18 protein-coding genes are annotated in these 24,753 nt (G+C 74.3%); 8 read left to right on the top strand and 10 right to left on the bottom strand.

The window, feature by feature from the left end; genetic code table 11:
• Positions 1-90: 90 nt before the first annotated feature.
• The 3 genes from M0638_RS02465 to M0638_RS02475 all read right to left on the bottom strand — a co-directional run bounded on the left by M0638_RS02465 (position 91) and on the right by M0638_RS02475 (position 7,353).
• Positions 91-2,421: a GNVR domain-containing protein gene (locus tag M0638_RS02465; protein ID WP_248665370.1), complete on the bottom strand. Its 2,331-nt coding sequence runs from the start codon at positions 2,419-2,421 to the stop codon at positions 91-93.
• A gap of 873 nt (positions 2,422-3,294) precedes the next feature.
• On the bottom strand, positions 3,295-4,572 hold the full coding sequence (locus tag M0638_RS02470) for a polysaccharide biosynthesis/export family protein (protein ID WP_248665371.1): 1,278 nt from the start codon (positions 4,570-4,572) through the stop codon (positions 3,295-3,297).
• Between the two features lie 297 nt (positions 4,573-4,869).
• Positions 4,870-7,353 (bottom strand): glycosyltransferase, encoded by a 2,484-nt coding sequence (locus M0638_RS02475; RefSeq protein WP_248665372.1) that lies wholly within the window; start codon positions 7,351-7,353, stop codon positions 4,870-4,872.
• A 366-nt stretch (positions 7,354-7,719) separates the two neighbouring features.
• Between M0638_RS02475 and M0638_RS02480 the strand changes: the two genes are divergently transcribed.
• From M0638_RS02480 to M0638_RS02495, 4 genes are all read left to right on the top strand, one after another.
• Positions 7,720-9,807 (top strand): polysaccharide biosynthesis protein, encoded by a 2,088-nt coding sequence (locus tag M0638_RS02480; RefSeq protein WP_248665373.1) that lies wholly within the window; start codon positions 7,720-7,722, stop codon positions 9,805-9,807.
• A 319-nt stretch (positions 9,808-10,126) separates the two neighbouring features.
• The gene (locus tag M0638_RS02485) at positions 10,127-11,701 is read left to right on the top strand and encodes a nucleotide sugar dehydrogenase (protein WP_248665374.1); all 1,575 of its coding nucleotides are present in this window, start codon (positions 10,127-10,129) and stop codon (positions 11,699-11,701) included.
• 36 nt (positions 11,702-11,737) lie between these two features.
• Complete coding sequence (locus M0638_RS02490; protein WP_248665375.1) at positions 11,738-12,901, top strand: DegT/DnrJ/EryC1/StrS family aminotransferase; 1,164 nt, start codon at positions 11,738-11,740, stop codon at positions 12,899-12,901.
• 122 nt (positions 12,902-13,023) lie between these two features.
• The gene (locus tag M0638_RS02495) at positions 13,024-13,590 is read left to right on the top strand and encodes a GNAT family N-acetyltransferase (RefSeq protein ID WP_345892980.1); all 567 of its coding nucleotides are present in this window, start codon (positions 13,024-13,026) and stop codon (positions 13,588-13,590) included.
• Positions 13,591-13,863: 273 nt separating this feature from the next.
• On the opposite strand, the gene M0638_RS02500 is transcribed toward M0638_RS02495, so the two are convergent.
• Complete coding sequence (locus M0638_RS02500; protein WP_248665376.1) at positions 13,864-14,133, bottom strand: sulfurtransferase TusA family protein; 270 nt, start codon at positions 14,131-14,133, stop codon at positions 13,864-13,866.
• 80 nt (positions 14,134-14,213) lie between these two features.
• Between M0638_RS02500 and M0638_RS02505 the strand changes: the two genes are divergently transcribed.
• From M0638_RS02505 to M0638_RS02515, 3 genes are all read left to right on the top strand, one after another.
• Entirely contained in the window at positions 14,214-14,669 is a 456-nt protein-coding gene (locus M0638_RS02505; protein ID WP_248665377.1) for a MucR family transcriptional regulator, read from the top strand.
• Positions 14,670-14,917: 248 nt separating this feature from the next.
• Positions 14,918-15,439 carry a Fur family transcriptional regulator gene (locus tag M0638_RS02510; RefSeq protein WP_408902805.1) on the top strand — a complete coding sequence of 174 codons (522 nt, stop codon included), beginning with the start codon at positions 14,918-14,920 and terminating at the stop codon, positions 15,437-15,439.
• The gene (locus tag M0638_RS02515) at positions 15,429-16,340 is read left to right on the top strand and encodes a GNAT family N-acetyltransferase (protein ID WP_248665379.1); all 912 of its coding nucleotides are present in this window, start codon (positions 15,429-15,431) and stop codon (positions 16,338-16,340) included. Before M0638_RS02510 ends, M0638_RS02515 begins: the two co-directional genes overlap by 11 nt.
• Positions 16,341-16,744: 404 nt before the next feature.
• On the opposite strand, the gene M0638_RS02520 is transcribed toward M0638_RS02515, so the two are convergent.
• Together M0638_RS02520 and M0638_RS02525 are read right to left on the bottom strand one after the other, a co-directional pair.
• A complete protein-coding gene (locus tag M0638_RS02520) occupies positions 16,745-17,416 on the bottom strand; it encodes a hypothetical protein (protein ID WP_248665380.1) in 672 nt (223 codons plus the stop codon).
• Positions 17,417-17,626: 210 nt separating this feature from the next.
• On the bottom strand, positions 17,627-19,006 hold the full coding sequence (locus tag M0638_RS02525; protein WP_248665381.1) for an NAD(P)/FAD-dependent oxidoreductase: 1,380 nt from the start codon (positions 19,004-19,006) through the stop codon (positions 17,627-17,629).
• Between the two features lie 315 nt (positions 19,007-19,321).
• Here M0638_RS02525 and M0638_RS02530 point away from each other — a divergent pair, with 315 nt between their 5' ends.
• Positions 19,322-20,170 carry a glycosyltransferase family 2 protein gene (locus tag M0638_RS02530; RefSeq protein WP_248665382.1) on the top strand — a complete coding sequence of 283 codons (849 nt, stop codon included), beginning with the start codon at positions 19,322-19,324 and terminating at the stop codon, positions 20,168-20,170.
• A gap of 17 nt (positions 20,171-20,187) precedes the next feature.
• Here the strand turns inward: M0638_RS02530 and M0638_RS02535 are convergent, their stop codons facing one another.
• From M0638_RS02535 to M0638_RS02550, 4 genes are all read right to left on the bottom strand, one after another.
• On the bottom strand, positions 20,188-20,754 hold the full coding sequence (locus M0638_RS02535) for a TerD family protein (RefSeq protein ID WP_248665383.1): 567 nt from the start codon (positions 20,752-20,754) through the stop codon (positions 20,188-20,190).
• A gap of 367 nt (positions 20,755-21,121) precedes the next feature.
• Positions 21,122-21,826, bottom strand: a complete 705-nt coding sequence (locus M0638_RS02540; RefSeq protein WP_248665384.1) for a VWA domain-containing protein — start codon at positions 21,824-21,826, stop codon at positions 21,122-21,124.
• Positions 21,827-22,038: 212 nt separating this feature from the next.
• A complete protein-coding gene (locus tag M0638_RS02545; RefSeq protein WP_248665385.1) occupies positions 22,039-22,887 on the bottom strand; it encodes a toxic anion resistance protein in 849 nt (282 codons plus the stop codon).
• Positions 22,888-23,437: 550 nt separating this feature from the next.
• Positions 23,438-24,607 carry a toxic anion resistance protein gene (locus tag M0638_RS02550; RefSeq protein ID WP_248665386.1) on the bottom strand — a complete coding sequence of 390 codons (1,170 nt, stop codon included), beginning with the start codon at positions 24,605-24,607 and terminating at the stop codon, positions 23,438-23,440.
• Positions 24,608-24,753 lie beyond the last annotated feature (146 nt).

Raw genomic sequence — 24,753 nt, forward strand, 5'->3', positions numbered from 1 at the left:
AACGCGAAACGGGCCACCGTCTCGCGACGGCGGCCCGCTCCGGGGAAGCCCTGTCGTCGCCGCGCCTGGGGCGCGGCGACGCAGGTCGGCTCAGTTGTTGACCTTGGTCGGCGGCGCGGGCTGGTAGACCGCGTAGCCGCCCATGCCCTGCAGGCTGCCGCGGCCGGCGTAGCGCGGCAGGCCGCGCACGTCGACCTTGTTGAGCACCACGCCGAGCAGGCCGCCTTCGTCGAGGCCGAGCCGCGCGAGGTTCTCCACCAGCATGTCCTGGTCCACCCGGCCCCACTCGGCCACCAGGATGAAGGCGTCGATCAGGTGGCTGACGGCATGGGCGTCGATCACCGGCGCCAGGGCCGGCAGGTCGACCACCACGCAGTCCTGGGTGGTGCGCAGCTCCTCCATCACGCTGCTGGCGCGCTCGGAGTAGAGCAGGCCGGCGGCATCGGGCACGCGGTTGGCGGAGGCGGGCAGGAAGCGCAGGCCGGTCTGCGGGTCGCGCCACAGCGCGTCGGTCAGCGACAGCTTGCCGGTCACCACCTCGAAGAAGCCGGGCTGCTTCTCCGGCACCAGCCCCTGCGTCAGCGTCGCCTTGCGCAGGTCGAAGTCGAGCAGGACGGTGCGCCGGCCGGACTGGGCGAAGACCTGCGCCAGGTTGGCCGAGACGGTGCTCTTGCCCTCGTTGGCCATCACCGAGACCACGCCGATCACCTTGATCGGGCGCGAGCGGCGGCGCGGCTTGGCGACGTAGATGCGCAGGTCGCGGATCACCTCGGAGAACTGCGACAGCGGGTGCATCACCACGTGGCGCAGCGTCGAGGGGCGGGTGGAGAGGGTGTGGGCGGCCAGCTGCGCCGCCGCCTCCTCCCGGGTGGTGCGGGCGGCGCGGCCGTGGCGCAGCTCGCGCTTGGTCATGCGCGGCAGCAGGCCGATGCAGTCGAGGCCGGTGAGGGCCTTGACCTGGCTGGGGGTGCGCAGCCCGCGGTCGCCGATGTCGCGCAGGAAGGCGACGGCCACGCCGGCCATGAGGCCGGCCAGGATGGCGCCGCCGAGCACCAGCGGCTTGTTCGGGTTGCTCGGCTTCAGCGGCGCCGTGGCGGCGCTGACCACGCGGGCGTCGGTGATCGGGAAGGACTGGTCCTGCACCGCCTGGGTGTAGCGCTGCAGGAAGTTCTCGTAGTTGGTCCGGTAGGTGTCGGCCGAGCTCTGCAGGGCGCGCAGCATGATGCGGTCGGCATTGGTGTTGGCCGAGGCCGCCACCGCCTCCTGCATCTGCTGCTCGAGGTTGGTGAGGTTGGCGCGGGCCACCGCCAGGTCGCTGCGGTAGCTGTCGGCCAGGCGGCTGAGCTCGCTGCGCAGCGCCTGCTGGAGGCGGCCCATCTCGGCGCGCAGGTTCACGGCGGCCACGTGGTTGGCGCCGTAGCGCTGCGACCACTCGGCCTCACGCCGGGCGGCGTCCAGGTACTGCTGGCGCAGCTGCACCACCACCTGGTTCTGCAGCATGTCGCCCATCTGGGCGCCCATCTGGGCATCGCGCGGGTTGCTGCTCAGCAGCGCCTGGGCGCGGTCGACGCGCGCCTCGGTCTCGGCGACGCGGGCGCGGGCGGCGGAGAGCTGGGTGTTGAGGTCGGAGAGCTGCGCCTCGTTGATCAGGCCGCGATCCGTGTCGACGATGTTGTTGCGGACCTTGAACTCCTGCACCGCGCGGTCGGCGGCGATCGCCTGCTCGCGCAGCTCGCGGATGCGGTCCTCGAGCCAGACGCTGGCGCGGCGGGAGGTCTGCACGCGGCCGTCGAGCTGGGCGGCGGTGTAGGCGTCGACCACCGCGTTGGCGATCCGCGCCGACAGCTCGGGATTGGGCGAGCGGACGCTGATCTCCAGCATGTAGCTGAGGCCGATGCGGCGGATGGCGATCAGCCGCTGCACCGCCTCGGTGTTCTGGATCTCGCGGCGCTCCGCCTCCGTCGCCGGGTTGGCCGGCGCGGCCGAGCGGGGGGAGGTGTCGAGCAGCCGCATGATCGGGCCGACCACGGACTGGATGATCCCCGGCCCGATCGACTGGAAGGCGTGGTCCTCGGCCAGGTTCAGCCGCTCCACGACGAGGCGGGCCACGCCGAAGGAGCGCAGCACCTCGACCTGGCTCTCGACCAGCGCGCTCTCGGAGGCGGAGTCCGAGGAGGTCGGCTGCTGCAGGAACGGGTTGCCCTGGCGCGCGTCGATCACGAGGCTCGTGGTCGCCGTGTACTGGGGCGTCGCGAGGAACAGGTAGACCAGCGCCAGCGCCACGACCCCGGCGGCGGTGCCGATGATGATCGGCCAGCGCCGGCGGACGAACAGCCCCATCTGGCCCATCCACTGGAACGGCAGTGGTTCCGCCAAGGGTGCGGCGTAGGTCAGTTCGGGGGGCCTGTTGGTCGTTGTCATGGCTTGGCGATCCAGGTCTTGGTGGCGTTGGATGCTATGCCGTCGCGGCATGGCGGGCGACGAGGCGGCGGTGCTATCCGGAGCCGTTTCCGGTTGGTCGGCCGTGACCGTCCTGTCGCCCCCGGGACGTCGCTCATGCGGCCAAATCCGGCCAAAAGCGAGCGCTGCCCGAGCGGCGTTCCAGAGAACGCATAGCGTCTAGCGAATTGAGACGCAATGATTTGCTTACCCGCTATCACGATTGTGTTCGACTCCGGGCCTTCGTGGATCGGCGGCAGCCACGGGCGGCGGAGGTGCCCTCGCGCTTCTGTCGCGGTCCTGGACGGCGGACTTCTTCCGGCGAGAGGTCTGAATATCCTTAGCCGGCACCATGGAGCAATCGAATTGCTGCGGCGCAGCGAGTAATTCCGCCGGCATGGTGTCCCGGGCGGAACCGGCCGCGGGAGGCGGCGGATCCGTTCCGGAATCGGATCCGTGGGCAGGGCCGCCCGGTCTTGCATCCGGTGCGACACAACCATTATGATTAATCGTTTATGTAATTCGTATACGAAGATTGCGCCGTCGAACCCGGTTGTGTCAGCGATGACCATGCTCCGGGACCATGGTCCGGTCTGGCCGATGGACCGCCCGCCGCACGCCGCCGCCGGCCGGCCCTGACACCTCCGCGTGTATCGCCGGCTTCCCGACAACCCGGCCGCATCCGTGCCCTGCCCCGCGACGAGGCGGCGCCGGAACGCCGCCCCACGCGCCCCGTTTCCGCCGGACCGGGTGCGGGCCTCCGGCGGGATGGCCGCCGACGACGGGAAACGCCTTTCCGCGTGGGGGAGGGGACCGAAGGCCCCGCCCCCCGCCGTCCGCGCGGCCCCGTCGCCGCTACGGGTTGACGATCCCGCGGATGTTGTTGCCGGAAGTCGTGAAGGGAAGCACCAGCTCGAGGAACTTGTTGAACTCCACCGCCGGCGCGACGGAGATGAAGATGATGTCCTGCTCGCGGATCGGGAAGGCGTTCGAGAGGAAGAAGCCGTCCGCCAGCGTGTAGTCCACCGCGTAGATGGTCGGCACGCGCTCCTCCGCGTCGGCCGGCGGCTGGATGCCCATGTTCGCCAGGGTGGTGCGCGACTCCATGCGGAACAGGAACACCGCCGTCGGGTCGGCGCGGTCGTCCTGCAGGCCGCCGGCCTTGGCCACCGCCTCGGCCATGGTCATGCGGGTCGCGTCGAACGGGAAGCGGCGGGTGAGCTGGCTGAGGCTGGCGCTCTGGCCGTTGGCGCCGAGCACCGAGAAGTAGCGCGGCGTGGTGGCGATGAAGATCGTGTCGCCCGGCCGCAGCGGGATGTTCTGCGTCGGGTCGGCCGCGATCTCCGAGAGCAGGGCGCGCTCGGTCTGGCCGCGGCGCTGCAGGGTGACGATGGTCTCGTAGGCGGCGCCCTTCTGCCCGCCGGCACGGGCCAGGGCGGTCAGCAGCCGCTCGCCGCTCGGGTCGAGCGAGAAGCGGGTGGAGGTGACCACGTCGCCCACCACGCTGACCGGGTCGGCGCGCTTGTCGGCGATGGTGACGACGACCTGCGGCTCCAGGGCGCGGTTGGCCAGGCGGCTCTCGATGTCGCGCTGGATCTCGACCGGGGTGCGGCCGGCGGCGCGCACCGTGCCCGCGATGAAGGGGACGGAGACGTTGCCGCTGCGGTCCACCTGCTGCACCGGCAGGGCGACGGAGTTGCCCTGGCCCATGGAGCCGCCGGTGGGCGACAGGAACAGGCCGCCACGAGCGGACTCGAAGATGGTGATCAGCAGCGAGTCGCCGATGCCGATGGTGCCCGCCGCCTGCGGCGCGTCCGGCATGACCGCGCTGAAGCGCGGCGGCGTGTCGTAGGAGGAGAGCAGGCGGACCACCTCGCGGTTCAGCGGGATCAGCGCGTAGCTGATCTGGCGCTGGCCCTGCGGCTGCTCCACGCGGATGCTGGCGTTGTTGAACACGGAGCGCCGGCCGACGCCCGAGGAGGGCAGGAAGGCGGCGCAGCCGGGTGTGAGGGTCGCGGCGAAGCCGAGCGCGCCCTGCAGGAGGCGCCGCCGCGCGGCGGCGCCCGGCATCAGGTCGACCTGCCGCGCCTCGGGAAGAAGGGCCGGCAGGTCGAGGTGTTTCTTCAGAGCCATGTCACCCCTGTGCGGACGGGGTGCGCGGCACCCCGGAGGAGAGATTGAGGAAGCGCGAAGCGATGGCCTGCCTTTCCCGGTCCCGTCGCAACGCCGGCCTGTCGCTCGCGCGGGCCGCCGGCGTGCGGGAGCGGACGCCATCGCGGAATGGCCCGACGCGCCCGTCCCGGCGGGCGAGGGTGACGCTTCCCGATGGGCGATCCGGCCGCGACGGTCCGGCGACGCCAACCGTTCCGTAATCCGTTCAGTTGATTGACAAGTCAATCCAAATCGCAATGATTCAATATACGAATTTATTCACTGCGCTGTCGGGGACACAGTATCGAGCCGCGGAGCCATGGGCTGGGACGGAAGCGGCGCGAAGGCGGCGCCGGCCTGCGGCGAGTCCGGGAGACGCCCTTCCCCCGGCACTACCGGCGGTAGATGCGCGTCGGCGGCCGGCAGCGCCGCCAGGCCGCCCCTGGCGAAGGCCACCACCTCGGCGTAGCAGGCGGCGGCGGTGAAGCGGGCGCGCGCCGCCGCCAGCGCCGCGGCGGCCAGCGTGCCACGGGCCGCCTTGTCGCGCAGCAGCCGCGTCACGGCCGCGGCGAACTCGGCCGGCTCGTCGGTCACCACCACGGCGCCGTCCCCCAGATCCTCGACGCCCTGCACCGTGACCGGGGTCGCGACGATCGCCTTGCCCCGCCCCATCGCCTCGATCAGCTTGATCTTGAGGCCCGAGCCCGCCAGCAGCGGCGAGATCACCACGGCCGCGTCGCGGTAGAGCCCGTCGAGGTCGTCCACCAGGCCGAGGAAGCGCACCCCCTCCGGCGGGGCGCCGGGGAAGTCCTGCGCCACGCTCCCCGCCACCTCCAGGGTCGCCGCGGGCACGGCGGCGCGGATGGCGGGCCAGCACTCGTCGAAGAACCAGCGCAGCCCGGTGCTGTTGGGCGGCGTCTTGCTGCCGACGAACATCACGCGCGCACCCTGGCCGGGCTGCGGCGCCGCGACCGGCGTGATCGCCATCGGCGCCACGATCACCCTGGTGCCGGGCAGGGCGCGGCGCACCACCGCCCCCTCCTCGGCCTGGATCGCGATCACCGCGTCGGCGCGGCCGAGCAGCGCCATCTCGGTGTCGTGGTCGAGCTGCGTCACCGTGTCCCCGCCGCCGATGCGGCTGAACACGCTGGCGCGGCTGGAGAACAGGTCGTGCATCACCACGGCGCTCGGCGCGTCGGGCCGCAGCGCGTAGGGGATCGCCTGGTTCTGGAAGCAGTAGTCGGTGAGGATCATGTCGGCCCGACCCTGCGCGTGGCGCGCCACGAAGACGAAGTCGGCGGGCTTCCAGGGCGCGCCGATGCCGTAGGGCGCGGCCTTGGCCAGCCCGCCGAGCACCCCGATCCCCGCCCGGCGCAGCAGGCGGTCGGCGACGTAGACGCCGGCCCGCAGCGCGATGCGCGGGTCGGTGGCGACGACCACGTCGCCGAAGCGCCAGCCACCACGTATCGATATCGAATCGAATACCCGCATCTCCGGCTGCAGCTTCAGCCAGGGCCAGCGGCCGAACAGGACGGGGGAGGGGAACACCCCGTGCACCTCCAGCCCCGCCCGCTTCAGCGTCTCGCACAGGCTCAGCAGGTAGGTGGAGCTGCCATTGGTGTAGCCCACCACGCGCTGGCGCGAGATCAGGCAGACGCGGCGTGGCGCGACGGCGCCCGGAGAGACAGGCGCGACGGCGCCCGGAGAGACAGGCGCGACAGAGCCCGGAGAGACAGGCGCGACGGCGCCCGGGGAGGCGGCGGCCGTGGCGGGCGTGCCGGTGGCCGGCGTCTCGCCCCCGCGCCCCGCGAGGCGCTGCCACAGGCGCTCGAGCCGCGCCTTGACCGGCATGCGCAGCAGCAGCGCCCCGCGCGGCCGCTCGGCGGCCAGGCGCAGCAGCCCGCCCAGGTCGCGCTGGCGCACCGCCCCGACCATCTGCTCGTAGGCCAGCGCGTCCTCGATCGAGGCGCGCCGGAAGTCCAGCGCGCGGACGACGCGGCGCTCCAGCGTCGGCGCCTGCGCCCGGAAGCGGTCGTCGGCCGTCGCCATCGCCTCCAGGGTCGCCTCCGAGAAGCGGTGCGAGATCGAGGCCTCGTGCTTGCGGTAGAGGTAGCCGAGTTCCGGCACCAGCCGGAACCGCGCCCCGCGCAGCAGCAGCCGCATGACGATGTCGTAGTCCTCGGCGATGCGCAGCGCGGGATCGTAGCGCACCCCGCTCGCCAGCCAGGTCGCGGCGCGGAACAGCGGCTTGAGGAAGCCGAGCGGCGGGGCGCGGCGGAACAGCGCGTTGCAGCGCGCGTACTCCGCGGCCTCCACCCAGCGCGGCCCGGCCGCGCGCCCGGCGAGGATCAGGTATGGCGCGTAGCGGGCCCGTTCGTCGAAGACCAGCATGTTGTCGGCGACGAGGTCGGCATCCTCCGCCTCGCCCGCCGCCACCAGCCGCTCCAGCCGCTCGGGGTGCATCAGGTCGTCGCTGTCGAGCACCGCGATCCACTCGCCGCGCGCGGCGTCGAAGCCGCGGTTGCGTGCCGCGGCGGGGCCGCCGTTGCGCTCGCTGGTCAGCAGCCGCAGGCGCGGCTCCGCCGCCGCCATCGCCTCGACGATCGCGACGCTCCGGTCCGTGGAGCAGTCGTCCACCACCACAACCTCGATCGACCGCAGCGTCTGTCCCAGGGCGGAAAGCAGCGCGGCCTCGATGAAGCGCTCGCCATTGTGGTTCGCCACCACGACGGTAACCCGGGGGGGCGCGGCGGTGTCGCTCATCCTGCGGTCTCCTGGAGGCGCGGACGGCGCATGGCTTCTTCTTCGCGCATGGCCTCTTCGCAATTGCAGCAATTGCCGGCTAAAGCGGCCGCTGTCAAAGCCTGCGGCGGCAATTCGCGCGATCTTGCCCGGGCGAGCGCAATCGCCGGTCGAGTGTCGCCCGCCGGCAACGGGCCCGCCGCCCGTCCCCTTCCTCCCCCTGGCCTCCCCCTGGCCTCCCCCTGGCCTCCCTCTGGCCTCCCTCTGGCCTCCCTCTGGCCTCCCTCTGGCCTCCCTCTGGCCTCCCTCTGGCCTCCCTCTGGCCTCCCTCTGGAAGCTGGCCCCTGGAAGCTGGCACCCCGCGCCCGGTCGTCCTATAGGCCGGCCATGTCCTCCAGCCTGTCCAGGCGCGCCTCGCACCGCATCCTGCTCACCCTCGGCGTCGACTCGCTGCTCGCGGCGGCGTCGCTGCCGCTCGCGGTCTGGCTCGCCTCCCCCGGCATCCCCTCCGAGGCCTCCCCCGGCGGCTGGCCGCCGGCCGCCTGGTGGCTCGGCGCGGTGCCGGGCGTGGTGCTGGCGCTGCAACTGGCCGGCCTGCCGGTGCGGCTGCGCCAGCAGTACTGGCGCTACGCCGGCCTGCCGGACCTGCTCGGCGTGGTGGGGGCCTCGCTCGGGGCGGCGGTGCTGTTCACCCTCGCCCTGTACCTCCTCGGCGCCTGGCGGCCCGCCAACCCGGGCTTCCCGCTGCTGCACGCGCTGGTGCTCGGCACCGCCATCGGCATCCCGCGGGTGGCCGGCCGGATGCGCCAGTCCCATCGCAGCGGGTCCCATCGCGGCGGGTCGCACCGCCTCGGCCACGCCGAGGGCGACGAGGCGCAGCCGGTGCTGCTGGTGGGCGACGGCGGCGGCGCCGACCTGTTCCTGCGCGCGCTGGCCGGCGAGCGCACCCCGCGCTACCGCGTCACCGGCATCCTCTCCCGGCGCGACCGCCAGTCCGGCCGCCGCATCCAGGGCCACCCGATCCTCGGCACGCTGGAGCAGGCGGAGACGGTGCTGGACCGGCTGCGCGCCGCCGGCCGCCTGCCGGCGGTGATCGTGCTGGCCGGCGCCGAGCTGCACGGCCCCGCCCTGGAGCTGCTGCTCGACGCCGCCGACCGCCACGGCGTGCCGGTGCGCCGCGCGCCGCAGATCACCGTGCTCGGCCCCACCGCCGCCCCGGACGCCGCGCGCGACGCCGACCACCCCGGCGGCCCCCGCCGGGTGGAGCTGCGCCCCGTGGCGATCGAGGAGCTGCTCGACCGCGCCCAGGTGCCGCTGGACCGCGAGGGGATGGCGCGGCTGGTGCAGGGCCGGCGGGTGCTGGTCACCGGCGCCGGCGGCACGATCGGCGGCGAGCTGGCGCGGCAGGTGGCGGCGCTCGGCCCGTCCAGCCTGACGCTGCTCGACCACGGCGAGTACGTGCTCTACGAGATCGACCTGGAGCTTTCCGAGCGCCACCCGACCGTGCCCCGCCGCGCCGTGCTGGCCGACATCCGCGACGAGCCGCGCCTGCGCCGGCTGTTCGAGGAGATCCGGCCCGAGCTGGTCTTCCACGCCGCCGCGCTGAAGCACGTGCCGATGGTGGAGAACGACCCGCTGGAGGGGCTGCTCACCAACGCGCTCGGCACGCGGCAGGTGGCGGACGCGGCGCGCGCCGTGGGCTGCCGCGCCATGGTGTTCATCTCCACCGACAAGGCGGTGAACCCGACCAGCGTGATGGGCGCCTCCAAGCGCCTGGCCGAGATGTACTGCCAGGCGCTCGACCGCACCGCCCGCGCCAACGGCGAAGGCATGCGCTGCGTCACCGTGCGCTTCGGCAACGTGCTGGGCTCCACCGGCTCCGTCGTGCCGCTGTTCCGGCGGCAATTGGAGCGCGGCGGGCCGCTGACCGTGACGCATCCCGACATGCGCCGCTACTTCATGACGGTGCGCGAGGCGGTCGGGCTGGTCCTCCAGGCCAGCGTGGTCGGCGCCGGCGAGGCGACTTCCTCTCCCCCCCTGGCCGCCCCGGCCGGCGGGGAAGGGGGCACGGAAGGCACCGCCGAGATGCGCCGGGCGCTGGCCGAGGGCGGCATCTTCGTGCTCGACATGGGCAAGCCGGTGAAGATCGTGGACATGGCAAGGCGCATGATCCGCCTCGCCGGGCTGCGCCCGGACGAGGACGTGGAGATCCGCTTCACCGGGCTGCGCCCCGGCGAGAAGCTCTACGAGGAGCTGTTCCACGGCCAGGAGCCGCCGCGCCCGACCGTCTATCCCGGCCTGCTGGTGGCCACGCCGCGCACCGCCGACCCGGCCCTGGTCGGGCGCGCCATCGACGAGATCGCCGGCGCCGCGCGCGCCGGCCATGCCCGCGCGGCGCTGGCGCAGCTCTCGCGCCTCGTGCCGGAATTCGCGCACGAGCCGAGCCCGGCCGCGCGGGACGGCGCGGCGACGTGAGGGAGGATCGGGGCTCCGCCCCGGACCCCGCCAGGAAGGGCTTCGCCCCCCCTGGACCCACCCACCGGGGCTTCGCCCCTGGACCCCGCCAGGGTCGGGCGCACTGCGTCCGACGAGTTCCCGGACCTCCCGGGACCTCGGGCCTCGCGCGCCGCGACAGCCGGGCCGTCTCTTTCGCAACGGGGGGTTCCAGGGGGGCTTCGCCCCCTGGCGGGGTTTCCAAGGGGCGGCGCCCCTTGCCGGGGTGCAGGGGCGGAGCCCCTGCTTCTGGTTCCCCTTGCGGCGGCGCCCCTGTCGCTGGCGCCGGCGCCCCCGCCCCGTGATCGCCGCCGCCCTCATCGCCCGCCTCGACGCGCGGGCCGCCCGGATCGGCGTGATCGGCCTCGGCTATGCCGGCCTGCCCCTCGCGCTGCGCTTCGCCGAGCTGGGCTTCCCGGTTTCCGGCTTCGACACCGATCCCGGCAAGACCGGGGCGATCAATGCCGGCCGCTCGCCGGTCCATGGCATCGCGGACGCCCGTGTCGCCGCCGCCGGCATCGCGGCCCATGCCGGCCTCGCCCCGGCGCGGGAATGCGACGCCCTGCTGATCTGCGTCCCGACCCCGATCGGCCCGCACAAGGAGCCCGACCTCGGCGCGGTGCGCGACACGCTGGCGGCGCTGGCGCCGCATCTGCGCGCCGGCCAGGCCGTCTCGCTGGAGAGCACCACCTATCCCGGCACCACCGAGGAGTACGTGCTGCCGGCGCTGCGCGCCGCTGGGCTGACGCCGGGGGTGGACGCCTTCGCCATCTACAGCCCCGAGCGGGAGGACCCCGGCACGCCCGCGCACGGCGTCGGGCAGGTGCCGAAGCTGGTCGCCGGCGCCACGCCCGCCTGCCTCGCCGTGGCGCGGGCGCTGTACGGGCCGGTGGCGGGCGAGCTGGTGCCGGTCTCCTCGCTGGCGGCGGCGGAGATGACCAAGCTCTACGAGAACGTGTTCCGCGCCGTGAACATCGGGCTGGTCAACGAGCTGAAGCGGCTGTGCCACGCCATGGCGCTCGACGTGCACGAGGTGATCGACGCCGCGGCCACCAAGCCCTTCGGCTTCATGCCGTTCCGGCCGGGGCCGGGGCTGGGCGGGCACTGCATCCCGGTCGATCCCTACTATCTCGCCTGGAAGGCGCGCGAGCTGGGCCTCGCCGCCGACTTCGTGGAGCTGGCGGGGCGGGTGAACGACGCCATGCCCGGCTACACGGTGGCGCGGCTGCGCGACGCGCTGGACCGGCGCGGGCGGACGCTGCACGGGGCGCGGCTGCTGCTGCTCGGCCTCGCCTACAAGCCCGGCGTGCCGGACACGCGCGAGAGCCCGGCGATCGAGATCTTCCGGCTGCTGGCCGAGGCGGGCGCCGAGGTCGCGTATCACGACCCGCTGGTGCCGCGCTTCCCCGCCACGCGCCGCCTCGGCGGCACGGCGCCGGACCTCGCGAGCCTGCCGCTCTCGGCCGCCATGCTGGCCGGGTTCGACGGGGTGGTGCTGGTGACGCCGCAGCCGGGGATGGACCTGGCGCTGGTGCGCCGCCATGCCCGGCTGGTGCTCGACACGCGCGGCACGTTCCGCGACGTGCCCGCCGCCCCGCTTCCCGCCGCCCCGCTTCCCGTCTCGCCGGTGGCCGCGCCCCCCGGCTTCGCCGAGCCGCAGGAACCCCTGGGGCCTCCCGAGGCTCCCCCGGGCGCCCCTCTGGTCGTCCCCTTGGCCGCCCCTCTGGCCTCCCCCCTGGCCTCCCTTGCGGGCGGCCCGTTGCAGGACGACACGAGCGGTGATTTTCCCTCGCGCGCCCCGGGCGTGTACGAGAAGGCCGCCGCCGCCTCCGCGCCCGCCCCTCCCGGCGGCCAGGCCGTCATCGTGCAGGGCTGACGCCGCGGCGGCACGCAACAGGGATCTTCCGGACGGATGAGCGCCACCACCCCACGCCCCATCGCCTTCTTCGACATGCAGGCGCAGCAGCGGCTGATCCGCGGCGACATCGATGCGCGCATCGCCCGCGTGCTCGACGGCGGCCGCTTCGTGCAGGGGCCGGAGGTGGACGAGCTGGAGGCGAAGCTGGCCGCGTTCGCGGGCGTGGCGCACTGCGTCGGCGTCTCCTCGGGCACGGACGCGCTGCAGATCGCGCTGATGGCCGAGGGCGTCGGGCCGGGCGACGCGGTGTTCCTGCCCGCCTTCACCTACACCGCGACCGCCGAGGTGCCGCTGGTGCTGGGCGCCACGCCGGTCTTCTGCGACGTGGAGGAAGGCAGCTTCAACATCGACTTCGCCGACCTCGAGCGGCGCCTCGCGCTGGTGAAGGCGGAGGGGCGGCTGCGGCCGCGCGCGGTGATCGCGGTCGACCTCTACGGCCGGCCCGCCGACTGGCCGGCGATCGAGGCGCTCTGCGCGCGCGAGGGGATGTTCGCGCTGGACGACGCGGCGCAGGCCTTCGGCGGCCGGCTGCGCGGGAAGCGCCTCGGCGGCTGGGGCGACGCGGCGGCGCTGAGCTTCTACCCGACCAAGACTCTCGGCTGCTACGGCGACGGCGGCGCCATCCTGACCGACAGCGCCGAGCGCGCCGAGCTGTACCGCTCGCTGCGCACCCACGGCGAGGGCAAGTCGCGCTACGAGGTGCTGCGCACCGGCATGAACGGCCGGCTCGACACCATCCAGGCGGCGATCCTGCTCGCCAAGCTGCCGCTGTTCGAGCAGGAGCTGGCGGCGCGCGCCCGCGTCGCCGGCTGGTACGCGGCGGCGCTGCGGGGGAACGACGCGGTGGTGGCGCCGGCCGCGATGCCGGGCGGCGAGAGCGCCTGGGGCATCTACACCGTGCTGCTGCCCGACGCCGGGGCGCGCGGGCGGGTGCAGGCGGCGATGCAGGCGCGCGGCGTGCCCGCCGCCGTCTACTACCCGCGCCCGCTGCACCATCAGCCCGCCTATCGCGACCACCACGCCGCCGCGCTGCGCGGGGCGCCGCCGCTGCCGGTCAGCGAAGCGCTCTGCGGCCGCGTGCTGTCGCTGCCGATGCACCCCTACCTGACGGAAGCCGAGGCGCACCGCGTCGCCGAGGCGGTGCTGGCCGACCTGTAGCGCCCGGCGGCATGCCATCGGACCCAGCCGACCGCGCCGCCGATCCGGTGCCCGCCTCCCGGATGACAGCTCCCGGGACGACAGCTTCCGGGATGCCAACTTCTGGGATGCCAGCCCCTGGGATGCCCGCCTCCGGGACGCCGGCGCCCGTCGCCGTGTCGGCCGCCGGTCCCGATGGCGCCGTTCCCCGTCCCGGCCCGGTCGCCGCGCCGGATGCCGACGGCCCGCCCGGCGGCATCCGCGCCGCCGGCGCCGCCGACGCGCCTTCCCTGGCGGCGCTGCACGCCCTGGCCTTCCCGGCGGAGAAGTGGGGGCCGGATGCCATCGCCCTGATGCTGGAGCTGCCCGGCACCGTGGCGCTGCAACGGCCCGGCGAAGGCTTCGTGCTGCTGCGCGCGGCGGCGGGGGAGGCCGAGATCCTGACCCTGGCCGTCGCCCCGGCGGCCCGGCGCCGCGGCTGCGGCGGCGCGCTGCTCGCCGCCGCCCTCGCCGCCGCCGCCGCCCTCGGCGCGCTGGCGATGTTCCTGGAGGTGGCGGCGGGCAACGCGGCGGCGCGCGCCCTCTACGCGGCGGCGGGCTTCACGCAGGTCGGCCTGCGCCGCCGCTACTACGCCGACCGCTCCGACGCGCTGGTGCTGCGCCGCGACCTGGCGCCGATCGAAGACGGACCGGACCGCCCGCGGGCGTAGCGCGGCCGCGGGCGGCGACCGGCCCGGCGCCGCCGCCGGCGTCCCGCCCGTCGGCAAGGCCCGAAGCCTACCTAGAGCATTTTCAAGCTGGGTGTACTCACCCAGCGACCCGGAAAATGCGAAAAACCAAAAAGTTAGAGCCGTTCCGGCCTGATACAGTCAGGCCGGAACGGCTCTAGCCGGGCGACTCCTCGGGCCGGGCGGCGACCGGCCCGGCGGGCCTCGCCGCGATCGCCCGTTCCGGCCGCCCGTCCGGGCGTCCGGCCAGGGGGATCAGGCGCGCCTGCGAAGCAGCATCCGGGCTTCGCCGTCCGGCAGCTCCTCCAGGGAAAGGACGGTGTGGCCCTGCTCCGTGGCGGTCCGCGGCAGGTTGCGCCGTGGCTCGTCGCCGCGCAGCAGCACGAGCAGGAGCTGACCCGGCTGCAGCCTGTCCAGGGCCAGCCGCGTGCGCACGAAGGTCATCGGGCAAGTCTCGGCTCGTATATCCAATTCGCCGTGAGGACGTTCTTCTTCGGGCCGTGGCGATTCGACTGATTTCGTCATGGTGCCACCTGCTGTCCATTGCTAAGGATCGTTTCTGACCTCTATAAGTCAGAAACTGCGCTTTGAGAGGATTTTTTGGGATGACGGATGAGTCGGCACCGGCGCACCTGCTCGGCCTGACCGCTGAAATCGTTGCGGCGCACGTTTCGAACAATACGGTAGCGGTGAGCGACCTTCCTACCCTGATCAACGAGGTATACAGAACACTTTCTTCCGTTGGCACCCAGCCGGCTCCCGTGGCCGACAAGCCGCAACCTTTCGTTGCGGTCAAGAAGTCGATCACACCGGAGTACCTGATCTGCCTGGAGGACGGAAAGAAGCTCAAGATGCTCAAGCGGCATTTGAAAACCGCCTACAATATGACGCCGGAACAGTATCGCGAGCGCTGGGGCCTCGGCCCCGAATACCCCATGGTGGCGCCGAACTACGCCAGTCACCGCTCCTCGCTCGCCAAGAAGATCGGACTCGGCACCAAGCCGCGCGCGAAGCCGGTGCGCCCGGGCGGCCGTGCCGCCACCTCGAAGTCGCCGGCCTGAGGGAGCCGACGGGCCGGCGGGAAGGGGCCCGCGAGCGGCCTAGGGGTCGGCGGCGTCGGAATCCGGCCTGTCCGCCCCGGGCAGGGGCTCCCCGTCGGCCCCCCGACGGGCCGCGCGAAGTTGCGGCCGGCCGTGGGGGAGCCGATGGCCGTCCGCCAATCATGGCGCTATGGTCGTCCCGAACGCCCGGCACGGCCTCGCCCAGCGAGCCCGCGTGCCGCCCAGGAGAGTGCCCGACGCGCATGGACATGCGGCCCCATTCCTCACCGACCGGCCGGGCGGAGCCTGCGCGGCCCGATCCGTCGCGCATCGAGCGCCTGTGCATCGAGCGCGGCCTGAAGATGACGGGCCAGCGACGGCTGATCGCGCGCGTCCTGTCCGAGGCCGAGGACCACCCGGACGTGGAGGAACTCTACCGCCGCGCCATCGCCCTCGATTCCAAGATCTCCATCGCCACGGTCTACCGCACCGTCCGGCTGCTGGAGGAGAAGGGCATCCTGGAGCGGCACGACTTCGGCGGCGGCCGCGCCCGCTACGAGCCCACCGAGCACGGCCACCACTACCACCTGATCGACGTCGACACCGGCAAGGTCATCGAGTTCGAGGCCGGCGAGCACGAACAGCTCGCCAAGGCGATCGCCGCCCGCCACGGCTTCGTGCTGGTCGGCCACCGGCTGGAGCTGTTCGGCCGCCGCGCCGAGCCGGCCGAGCCCGCCCCACCGGCCCCGGCCCGCGGCGGGCCCGGGGCGGGAACGACGGATGAGCGCTGACGGGGAGCCGCGTCCGGTCGGCGGCGACCCCCGCCTACCGCCGTCGCGGGAGATCTCCCCGTCCGCAACCCCGCTGGCCGGGCGCGACGACGAGGCCGGCTTCGGCGAGCAGCGCTCGGGCCGCCTCGGCGTCCGCGTCGCCGCCAGCGAGGCCGAGATCGACGCTGGCCAGGCGCTGCGCTACCGCGTCTTCTACGAGGAGATGGGTGCCCTCCCGGACGACGAGGCGCGCCGCACCCGCCGCGACCGCGACGAATTCGACGCCGTCGCCGACCACCTCGTCGTGGTGGACCACGCGCTCGGCGAGGGGCCGGAATCGGTGATCGGCACCTACCGGCTGATCCGCCGCGCCGCCGCCGACCGCATCGGCCGCTTCTACTCCGCCAGCGAGTACGACCTCGCGCCGCTGCTCGCCTTCCCCGGCGAGGTGCTGGAACTCGGCCGCTCCTGCATCGCCACCGGCTACCGGCAGGGCAAGGCGATGCAGCTCATGTGGCGCGGCATCGCGGCCTACGTGTTCAAGCACCGCATCGACCTGATGTTCGGCTGCGCCTCGCTGCCCGGCACCGACCCGGACGCGCTGGCGCCGGTGCTGACCTACCTGCGCGCCCAGCACCTCGCCCCGCCGGCGCTGCGCCCGCGCGCCCTGCCGGAGCTCTACGTGCCGATGGACCGGCTGGACCCGGCCACCCTCGACATGCGCGCGGTGACGGCGGAGCTGCCGCCGCTGGTGAAGGGCTATCTGCGTCTCGGCGGCTTCGTCGGCGACGGCGCGGTGATCGACCGGCAGTTCAACACCACCGATGTCTGCGTGCTGGTCAAGACCGACCTCGTGACCGAGAGCTACTACAAGCACTACGAGCGGCGCATCGCCCAGGGCAGCGCGGAAGAGGCGGGCTAGAGCGGCTACGCCCGGAGGCGTGAATCCGCTCGGAAGACAATGGGATGGGGCGGCACGCAGTCCCAACCGGTCGGCGTTCCGCTCCAGAGCATTTTCAAGCCGGGTGTACTCACCCGGCTACTGGGGAAATGCGAGAACCCAAAAGGCTGGAGCCGTTCCGGCCTGATACGGTCAGGCCGGAACGGCTCCGGCGCATTTTCGCGCTGCCCTGGGCGATGCGCTCGGCGGCTCGGAAACCGCGCCGTGTCCAGTGCGGCTCGCCGGAAGGCGGACATGCCCGAAGGCGTGCCGCCGCCCCGGAACGGGACCCCGTTGCGACGCGCGGTCCCGACGCATGGTCCCGGCCGGGCCGCGGCTTCCGTGATCGGCACCCGCCGACGCCGGCCTTCCGGCTGGATCGACGCTCAGCGCTCGGCCGACAGCACCGGCCGTGGCCCCGCCGCGTCCCGCGCCAGCGCGATCCGCAGCCCCGGCCGGTCCAGCGCCTCGTCCACCGCCTCGCTCAGCGTCGCCGCCGCGAGCCGCCCCAGCGAGCCGCCCGGCGCGATCACCACCGGCCCCGTGTCGAGCGTCACGTGGCTGGCATCGAGGTTGTAGGACCGTGCATGGTCGAACCAGACGGAACGGCCGTCGCCCCGCGCCACCACGTCCACCAGCAGGTCCGCGGTCGCGTCGAGCCGGTGCCACCGGTCGGCATCGAGCTGCAGCACCGTGACGCGCAGCTCGTAGGCCGGCGTGGTGCCCGCCGGCGCCAGCGCGCCGCGCTGCGCCAGCCCCGCGGCGAAGGCGGCGGACACCACCGACGCGACCGGCGCCTCGGCCGCCACCTCGGCCTGCCGGTAGCCCCAGCCGGTGCGTATCTCGCCCAGGCGCGCGGCCGCCGCGTCGTCGGCCGGGGGCGGGGCCTCCGAGGGTTGCGCCGGCAGGGCGCGCGCGTCGCGCACCTCGGCCACGGCCATGGGCGGCAGCGCCCCGGGTGCCGATACCGGCCCGGTCGGCCGGTAGGGCAGGGCGATCCGCTGCGTGCCGCAGCCGGCGAGCAGGAGCGGCGCGAGCAGCAGAAGCAGTCGGGACATCATGGCTCCGGTGACGACGGGGCAGGGTAGGGCGGATCGCCGGATGTAGCGAGGCCGCCCCGGCCACGGGATTGCCGCCCGGTGACGATTCCCCCAGATCCGCCTGCCCGGATCGCCTTCCCTGTCCGGCGCCATTCCCGCCTCCGCCCCTGCGCCTGCCCCCGGCATCGCCGCCTTGCCGGGTCCCGGCGCCGGCCGTTCCCGCCGTGCTCAGCCCGTGACGCGCGGCAGCCGCGTCAGCCTGCCGTCGCGCAGCCGGAAGCCGAGGCGGTAGGCCAGGGAAAGCAGGTAGTAGGCCGCCTTGAAGGCCAGCACCGGCGTCTGCCGCGCCACGTCGGCATGCACGTCCCCCGCCAGCATGCTCACCACGCCCTGGCGCATGCGGAAGCGGTTGGAGGGCTGGATGAACATGTCGCGGAACACCGGCCGGTTGATCCGGTAGATCAGCCAGGAAAGCCCGCCCACCGCGCGCCGCACCTTGCGCTGGAAGGTGCGGAACAGTGGTGCCGCGCGCGCCGGGTCGTCGAGCCAGGCATCCACCGCCTCGGCCCCCATCTCGGCGCTCGCCATGGCCAGGATCACGCCCGAGGAGAAGACGGGGTCGAGGAAGGCGAAGGCGTCGCCCACCATGATCCAGCCCTCGCCCGCCATCACCGAGGAGCTGTAGGAGTAGTTGCCCGTCCCGGTCGCCGGCCCGGCCGGCGCCGCCTCGCGCATCCGCGCCGAGAGGCTCGGGCTCATCGCCACCGCCGTGCGCAGCACGGCGTCCAGCGCGCCGCCCTCCTTCCCGTCGCCTCCCTTCGCGGCACCCTGGGCCTTGCCCAGCGTCTTGAGGAATTCCGGGTCGCTGACCACGCCGATGCTGGTCAGCCCGTCCGGCAGCGGGATCGCCCAGAACCAGCCGTGGTCGAACAGGTGGATGGTGATGTGGCCATCCTCCGCCACCCCGTCGCGCGGCGCCACCCCGCGGAAGTGCCCGTACACCGCCGCCGTGTTGTTGCGCCTGTTGCGATGCTTGGACCGCATCCGCGAGGCGAGGAAGGTGTCGCGCCCGGAGGCGTCCACCACGAAGCGCGCGACGAAGCGCCGCTCCCGCCCCGCCTCGTCGCGCGCCGTGACGCGCGAGCCGTGCGCGGCGTCGAGCTCGACGGCGGTGACGCGCATCCCGTCCAGCGCCTCGGCCCCCTGCGCCGCCGCGCCGCGGAACAGCAGCGCGTCGAACTGGTCGCGCCGGACATGGTAGCTGTGCGTGTATTCCTGGTTCAGCCCGTCGCGGAAATTGAAGCTGGTGCTGCGGCCGTGCTCGTCGGAGACGAAGGTGGCGCCCGGCTTGTGCACGCCGATCGCCGCCACCGCCTCGCGCAGCCCCAGCCGGTCGAACAGGCGCAGGTTCAGCGGCAGCAGCGATTCGCCGATGTGGAAGCGCGGGTGCCGCTCCTTCTCCAGCAGCACCACCCGCCGCCCCTTGCCGGCCAGGATGGCGGCGGCCGTGGAGCCGGCGGGGCCGCCGCCGATCACCAGCACGTCGCAGCTTGTCGCGGCGCCGTCCCCGGCATCCGTCGCGGGGGAGGTCGAGCTGTCCAGCGGCATGCGTCGCGTTTCCGTCCGGCGCCGCCATGCCCGCCGCAACCACGTCGGTTGCGCCGTCGCCGGCCGGGGCCGTTGCCTCGAATGGTGTCCCAGAAACATCATTCGCCGTTGCAAGGCAACGGATCCTGCCCCGCCACCCTTACGGCTCGGCGCAGGTCCGTGCGATGGACGCGGCGGACCGGCCCGCGATGGAGGAGGCAGCCGTTGCCCACGCACACGGTGCCGAGCGGTGCTCCGATCGGTTCTCCGACCGGGGCTCCGATCGTGGCGCCGGCCGGGAAGGCGCCGGACGCCCGGCCGTGCCCGCCGGAGACCGTGCTGGTGATCCCCGCCTACCAGGAGGCCGCCAGCATCGCCGAGGTGGTGCGCCGCGCCCGCGCCGCCGTGCCCGGCGCGCCCGTGCTGGTGGTCGACGACGGCTCCACCGACGGCACCGCGGCCCTCGCCGCCGCGGCGGGCGCCACCGTGCTCGATGCCGCCGGGCCCGGTACTGCGGGGCCCGGTACTGCGGGGCTTGGTGCCGGCGCATCGGGCGCCGGCGTATCGGGTGCCGGCGAGGGCGGCGTGCCCGCCACCGGCCGCAACCGGGGCAAGGGGGTCGCCCTGCGCCGCGGCATGCGCCACGCCCTCGCGCTCGGCGCGGCGCGGGTGGTGACGCTCGACGGCGACGGCCAGCACCGGCCGGAGGACATCCCGGCGCTGCTCCGCCGCGCCGAGGCGCGGCCGGGTGCCATCGTGATCGGCTCCCGCCGGGCCCAGGCGTCACGCCCCGGCAATGCCGTGCCGGCGGCGCGCCGGCGGGCCAACCGGGTGGCGGACTTCTGGATCTCCTGGGCCGCCGGCCACGCCATCGCCGACACGCAGTCGGGCCTGCGCGTCTACCCGGCGGCCGCGTTGCGCGAGCTCGGCCGCTACGGCGACGGCGTGCCGGGCTTCGTGTTCGAGAGTGCCATCCTGATCGACGCCGCGCGCCGCGGCCACCGCACCGAGGCGGTGGAGATCGAGGCGCTGTACGGCGACGCGCTGCGCCGGCCGAGCCACTTCCGGCCGGTGGCCGACGTCACGCGCATCGTGCTGATGGTGGCGGGCCGGCTGCTCGCGCGCGGCATGGCGCCGACGGGGCTGTGGCGCAGCCTGGCGGAGCGGCGCCGGGCGCGGCGGTGACGCCGGCCGGCCCCGGTTCAGGTCCAGGCCGCGACGAACCGCTCCAGCCCGAAATCGTGCCCGGTGCCGAGCGCCTTGAAGCGCCAGCGCCCGCCCTCGTCCTTGTAGAGCGAGGCGAACTGCACCGCGATCATGCCGACATGGTCCGCGCCCAGGTCGTACTCCGCCAGCACGCCGCCGCTCTCGTCGTTGTAGAGCCTGATCGACGCCTTCAGCCGGCTCCAGTCCTGGCCGCGCGCCCTGCCCTCGTGGATGGTGGCGATGATCGTCACCTCCACCGTCTCCGGCGGCAGCGCCGTGAGATCCACGGTGACGGTCTCGTCGTCGCCCTCGGCCGCGCCGGTGCGGTTGTCGCCCGAGTGCTTCACCACGCCGCCCGGCGAGGCGGTGTTGTTGTAGAACACGAACCACTCGTCGGCGACCAGCTTGCGCGCCTCGCCCACCTGCTTCAGCACGGCGCAGGAGACGTCGGCGTCGAATTCGGCGCCGGCATAGCCGTTCGGGTCCCAGGAGATGCCGACCCGGACGCGCTTCAGGCGCTTCTCCAGGTCGATCGCGCCGCTCTTCTCCAACCTGATCGCCATCCTTCTCTCCCGCCTGTCCCGCCCCGGCCGCCGCATGCCGCCCGACGGTCACGCCCCGCCGGGCGCCTGCCCGGGCATGTGGTTTCCCGATCCGCTTCCGACCAGCCCGTGCCGCCTGGAGCATGTTCAAGCCGGGCGTACTCACCCGGCGACCCGGGAAATGCGCAAAACCAGAAGGCTGGAGCTGTTCCGGCCTGATACGGTCAGGCCGGAACGGCTCCGGAGCGGATCGCCGGCGGGCGGACATGTCCGGCGGCGTGAATCCGCGCCGGGAACAATGAGCTACGGCGAACCGCAATCCCAACCGGACCTCGGTTCGCCGCAGGCCCGGCCCGCCCGCGCCCGCCGTGTTCCGTCCCGGCCTGCCTCAGCCGCGCTGCCCGGACTGCCGCAGCCAGTCCGCCAGCTCCCGGCTGACCAGCCGCTCGTACAGCTCGTCGTCGGAGATGCGCTCCAGGTCCGCCACCGACAGGAAGCCCACGTTCGGGTAGCGCTCGGCCACCTCGCGGATGAAGTCGAACCGCGCCGCGCCGATGCCGATGAACGAGAAGTACACGGGCCGGTCCTGCATCGCCCGCAGCAGCGCGTCGGTCTCCGCCGGGTCCTGGTTCTCGCCGTCGGTGGCGATCAGCAGCAGCGAGGGCTGCGCCGCCGGTGCCGCCGGCCTCGCGCCGAACAGGCGCGAGAGGAGGCCGCCGGGCGAGGGCCGGCCGAACCACGCCTCGGTGGCGAGGCGGATGGCGCCCTCGTAATTGGTGCCGCCCCATTTGTGCACGGCGCGGTCGTCGAGGATGGCGCGCCGGACGTAGCCGGCGAAATCCGCCTCGCCCACCGGCGGCAGCGCCGTCGCGCGGTGGTCGAAGGCGACCATGTCCATGGTGCCGTTGTCGTCGAAGCGCAGCGCCAGGGCGAGGAGGCGCTCCACCACCTGCTGCACCGTGCCGCGCCGGAACAGCTCCTCCATCGAGCCGGAGACGTCGATCGCGAATCCCGTCTGCGCCCGCACGCCGATCAGCCGGCGCTTCTCGAGGACGATGCCGACTTTCTTCTTGCGCAGGTCGATCGAGATCATGGCGCCTTGTCGCTCCCTTTGCTTGCACCGCGCTTACCGCGCCCGGCCGCCCGGCCCGCCGCCCCGCCCACGCCCCCCGGCCGACCGCGCATCCGGCAGCCCGGCACCGCGATACCGGCATCCGCCCGCCCCGTGGCCGCCGCGCCGGCACCCCGCGCGCCGACACCCCGGCATCGCGGCACCCCGCCCCGCGTGCCGGGACCGCGGCGGCGCTACCCCGCGCTGGCGTCGATCGCCGCCACCAGCCGGTCGCGCGAATCGAGCAGCGCCGCCGCCGCCTCGTCCAGCCGCGCGGTGCGGCGCGACTGCAGCAGCATCAGCGCCGCGCCGCACTGCCGCTTCCACAGCCCCACCAGGTCGAGCACCGTGCCGCGCGCCGCCTCGATCAGCCGGAGCTGCCCGTCCTTCATCGCGGCGATCTGCGGCGCGTCCGTCGCCGCGCCGGCGCGCGAGGTGCGCAGCGCCTCCAGCCGCCGCTCCAGCACGCCCATGTTGTAGAGCAGCGCCTGCAACGCCGGCTCGGCCGCGGCGTCGGCGGCGACGCGCCGCTCCGCCGCCGGCACCAGCACCGCGCGGCAGTGCGCCAGCGCCACCTCGCCGGCCACCACATGCGCCTGCACCGCGCGACGTGCTGCCTCGGCCTCGCCGCGCAGCGCGTCGAGCGCCGCGATCCGGTCGTCGGCGGCCGGCAGCGCCGCGCGGATCGCCGCCGATTCCGCCTCCACCTCGGCCAGCGCCGAATCGAGCCGCGCGCGGGGCGAGGCGCCGCCGCGCAGGATCATGCCGAGCAGCCCGGGCGCGGCCGTGCCCAGGATCTCGTCGGCGCCGATCCCCTGCACCGTCCCGCGGATGCGCAGCAGGTGGTCCGTCAGCTCCGCCCGCCCGGCGCGCGCGAGCGCCAGGAGCCGGTCCGAGATCGCCGCCAGCGCCGCCTGCGCCGCCACGCCGTAGCCCATGGCGCGGCGCGTGTCGGAAAGGTCCACGTCGCGCACCAGCCGCCGCACCGCCCGCGCCGCCTCGCGGTCCAGCGGCCCGTGCGGCGCCAGCATGGCGTCCGTCACCTCGATGCCGCCCGGAACCGGCCCGCGAACCCCCGCAAAGGCCGGCATCGGCTCGGCGGGCGGGGCCGGGATCGGCCGGGCCGGGACCGGCGCATCGGAGGTTCGCAAGCCGGAAGCCGCCGGATCCGGGACCGGGGGAGCGGCGCCCGGCGAACCAGCGGCCGGCGGGGCGGGGCGGCGGGGCGCCGGCGCGGCCGGCAGCGGTGCCGCGGCGGGCGCCGGTGGCACGGGAGCAGCGGGGGGAAAGAGCGGCACCGGCTCCGGCCGCCGCGCCGGCGAGGGGACGAAAAGCGGCCGCGGCCCGCCATCCGCGCCGCCATTCGCGCTGCCGGCCGCGACCGGCGGCGCGGCAGGAACCGCCCCGGGAGCAGCCGCCTTCGTCCCGGCGGATGCCCCGGCGGGCGCTCCGGCTGGCGCTCCGTCGGGCGCTCCGGCGGCCGCGTCGGGGGCGGTATCGGGGGTCGGCCCGCGTGCCGCCGGCGGCGCGGCCGGGAAGAGCGGCTTCGGCTCGTTCGGCACCGCCGCCGTGCTCCCTCCGGCCCCGCCGCGCTCAGCGCGCCGGCAGCGCCCGCGGCGGCGCGGCGGCGGCCGGCGCCTGCAACCGGGCGCGCAGCCCGGCCTCCAGCTCGTCCAGCGCGCGACGACCCTCCTCGCGCCGGCGCCGCCCCTCCTCGGCGATGCGCGTGACGCCCTCGATCGTCGAGATCAGGTTGTCGTGCACCACCTTCAGCGTCTCCACGTCGATCACGCCGCGCTGCGTCGCGCGCGCCGTCTCCTGCACCGTGGTGTTCAGCACGGCGGCGTTGCGGCGCATCAGCTCGTTGTTGGCGTCCTGCAGCGCGGTGCCGAGCGCCACCGCGTCGCGCTGCTCCTTCACCGTCAGCGCCAGGGTGAACTGGTTCTTCCACTGCGGCACGGTGAAGGTCACGGCTTGGCGGATGCTGTCGGCCACCTCGATGGCGTTGGCCTGCATCATGCGGATCTGCTGCGCCTTCTGGATGCTGTCCATGCGCAGCAGCTCCAGGTCGTGGATCTTCTTGTCCAGCCGCTCGGCGGCCCGCCGGATCTCCTGCACGCGCTGCAGGCCCACCGCGTCGCCGCCCGCCTGCACCTCGGCGTTCGGGATGTCGTTCGCCTCCGCCTCGCGCAGCCGCTCGCGCCCGGCCGCGATCAGCACCTCCAGATCGCGGAAGCGCTGGTGGTTCAGCGAGTAGAGCTCGTTCAGCTCGACGGCGCGGCCCTCCACCGCCGAGACGCGGCGCTCCAGCTCCGCCACCACCTGCCCGATCTGGTCGGCCACGCTGTCGAAGCGGGCGCGGAAGCGGACCAGCTCGTCGCCGCCGCGCCCGAACAGCCGCGACAGGAGCCCGCCCTTCGCGCCGCCGGCATCGAGCGGGTTGAAGCCCTTCGCCTTCACCAGCAGGTCCGCGAGCAGCCCGCCCACGTCGCCCGCATCGGCGCCCTTCACCCGGCTCAGGAGCTGGTCGTTGAAGGCCGCCATCCCGGCCTGCACCTCCTGCCCGTAGCCCGAGATGCTGAGCGGATCGGCGAGGTCGAGTCGTGCCTTGGCCTGCGCGACGGCGGGCAGCGCCTCGGGCGCGGGGGCCGGCAGCCGCGTCCCCGGCGCCCCCGGCGCGTCGGCCCCCGGCACCGTCGGCGCGTCGGCGATAACGGCGAGCGCGCCGCTCCGGCCGTCGGTGGGGGTGAGGCTCTGCGACATGCGGATCTCCCTCGCTGCCGGCACCGCGTCCCGGCCCCTGCTCCGCGCCAGACTAGCACCGCCCCGCCACCGCACCGAAACCCGATGCCCGTCCGTCGCGGCATGCCTCATGCCGCCGCGCACCTTCCGGCACGACGCTGCCGCGT

Origin of the sequence: Roseomonas acroporae (genome assembly GCF_023223525.1) — a bacterium.
Taxonomy (GTDB): Bacteria; Pseudomonadota; Alphaproteobacteria; order Acetobacterales; family Acetobacteraceae; genus Roseomonas_E; species Roseomonas_E acroporae.

What these genes read in the sequence shown, in the direction of transcription:
- M0638_RS02465 (WP_248665370.1), bottom strand. Translation starts at nt 2,421, where the DNA reads ATGACAACGACCAACAGGCCCCCCGAACTGACCTACGCCGCACCCTTG.
- M0638_RS02470 (WP_248665371.1), bottom strand. Translation starts at nt 4,572, where the DNA reads ATGGCTCTGAAGAAACACCTCGACCTGCCGGCCCTTCTTCCCGAGGCG.
- M0638_RS02475 (WP_248665372.1), bottom strand. Translation starts at nt 7,353, where the DNA reads ATGAGCGACACCGCCGCGCCCCCCCGGGTTACCGTCGTGGTGGCGAAC.
- M0638_RS02480 (WP_248665373.1), top strand. Translation starts at nt 7,720, where the DNA reads ATGTCCTCCAGCCTGTCCAGGCGCGCCTCGCACCGCATCCTGCTCACC.
- M0638_RS02490 (WP_248665375.1), top strand. Translation starts at nt 11,738, where the DNA reads ATGAGCGCCACCACCCCACGCCCCATCGCCTTCTTCGACATGCAGGCG.
- M0638_RS02495 (WP_345892980.1), top strand. Translation starts at nt 13,024, where the DNA reads ATGCCCGCCTCCGGGACGCCGGCGCCCGTCGCCGTGTCGGCCGCCGGT.
- M0638_RS02500 (WP_248665376.1), bottom strand. Translation starts at nt 14,133, where the DNA reads ATGACGAAATCAGTCGAATCGCCACGGCCCGAAGAAGAACGTCCTCAC.
- M0638_RS02505 (WP_248665377.1), top strand. Translation starts at nt 14,214, where the DNA reads ATGACGGATGAGTCGGCACCGGCGCACCTGCTCGGCCTGACCGCTGAA.
- M0638_RS02510 (WP_408902805.1), top strand. Translation starts at nt 14,918, where the DNA reads ATGCGGCCCCATTCCTCACCGACCGGCCGGGCGGAGCCTGCGCGGCCC.
- M0638_RS02515 (WP_248665379.1), top strand. Translation starts at nt 15,429, where the DNA reads ATGAGCGCTGACGGGGAGCCGCGTCCGGTCGGCGGCGACCCCCGCCTA.
- M0638_RS02520 (WP_248665380.1), bottom strand. Translation starts at nt 17,416, where the DNA reads ATGTCCCGACTGCTTCTGCTGCTCGCGCCGCTCCTGCTCGCCGGCTGC.
- M0638_RS02525 (WP_248665381.1), bottom strand. Translation starts at nt 19,006, where the DNA reads ATGCCGCTGGACAGCTCGACCTCCCCCGCGACGGATGCCGGGGACGGC.
- M0638_RS02535 (WP_248665383.1), bottom strand. Translation starts at nt 20,754, where the DNA reads ATGGCGATCAGGTTGGAGAAGAGCGGCGCGATCGACCTGGAGAAGCGC.
- M0638_RS02540 (WP_248665384.1), bottom strand. Translation starts at nt 21,826, where the DNA reads ATGATCTCGATCGACCTGCGCAAGAAGAAAGTCGGCATCGTCCTCGAG.
- M0638_RS02550 (WP_248665386.1), bottom strand. Translation starts at nt 24,607, where the DNA reads ATGTCGCAGAGCCTCACCCCCACCGACGGCCGGAGCGGCGCGCTCGCC.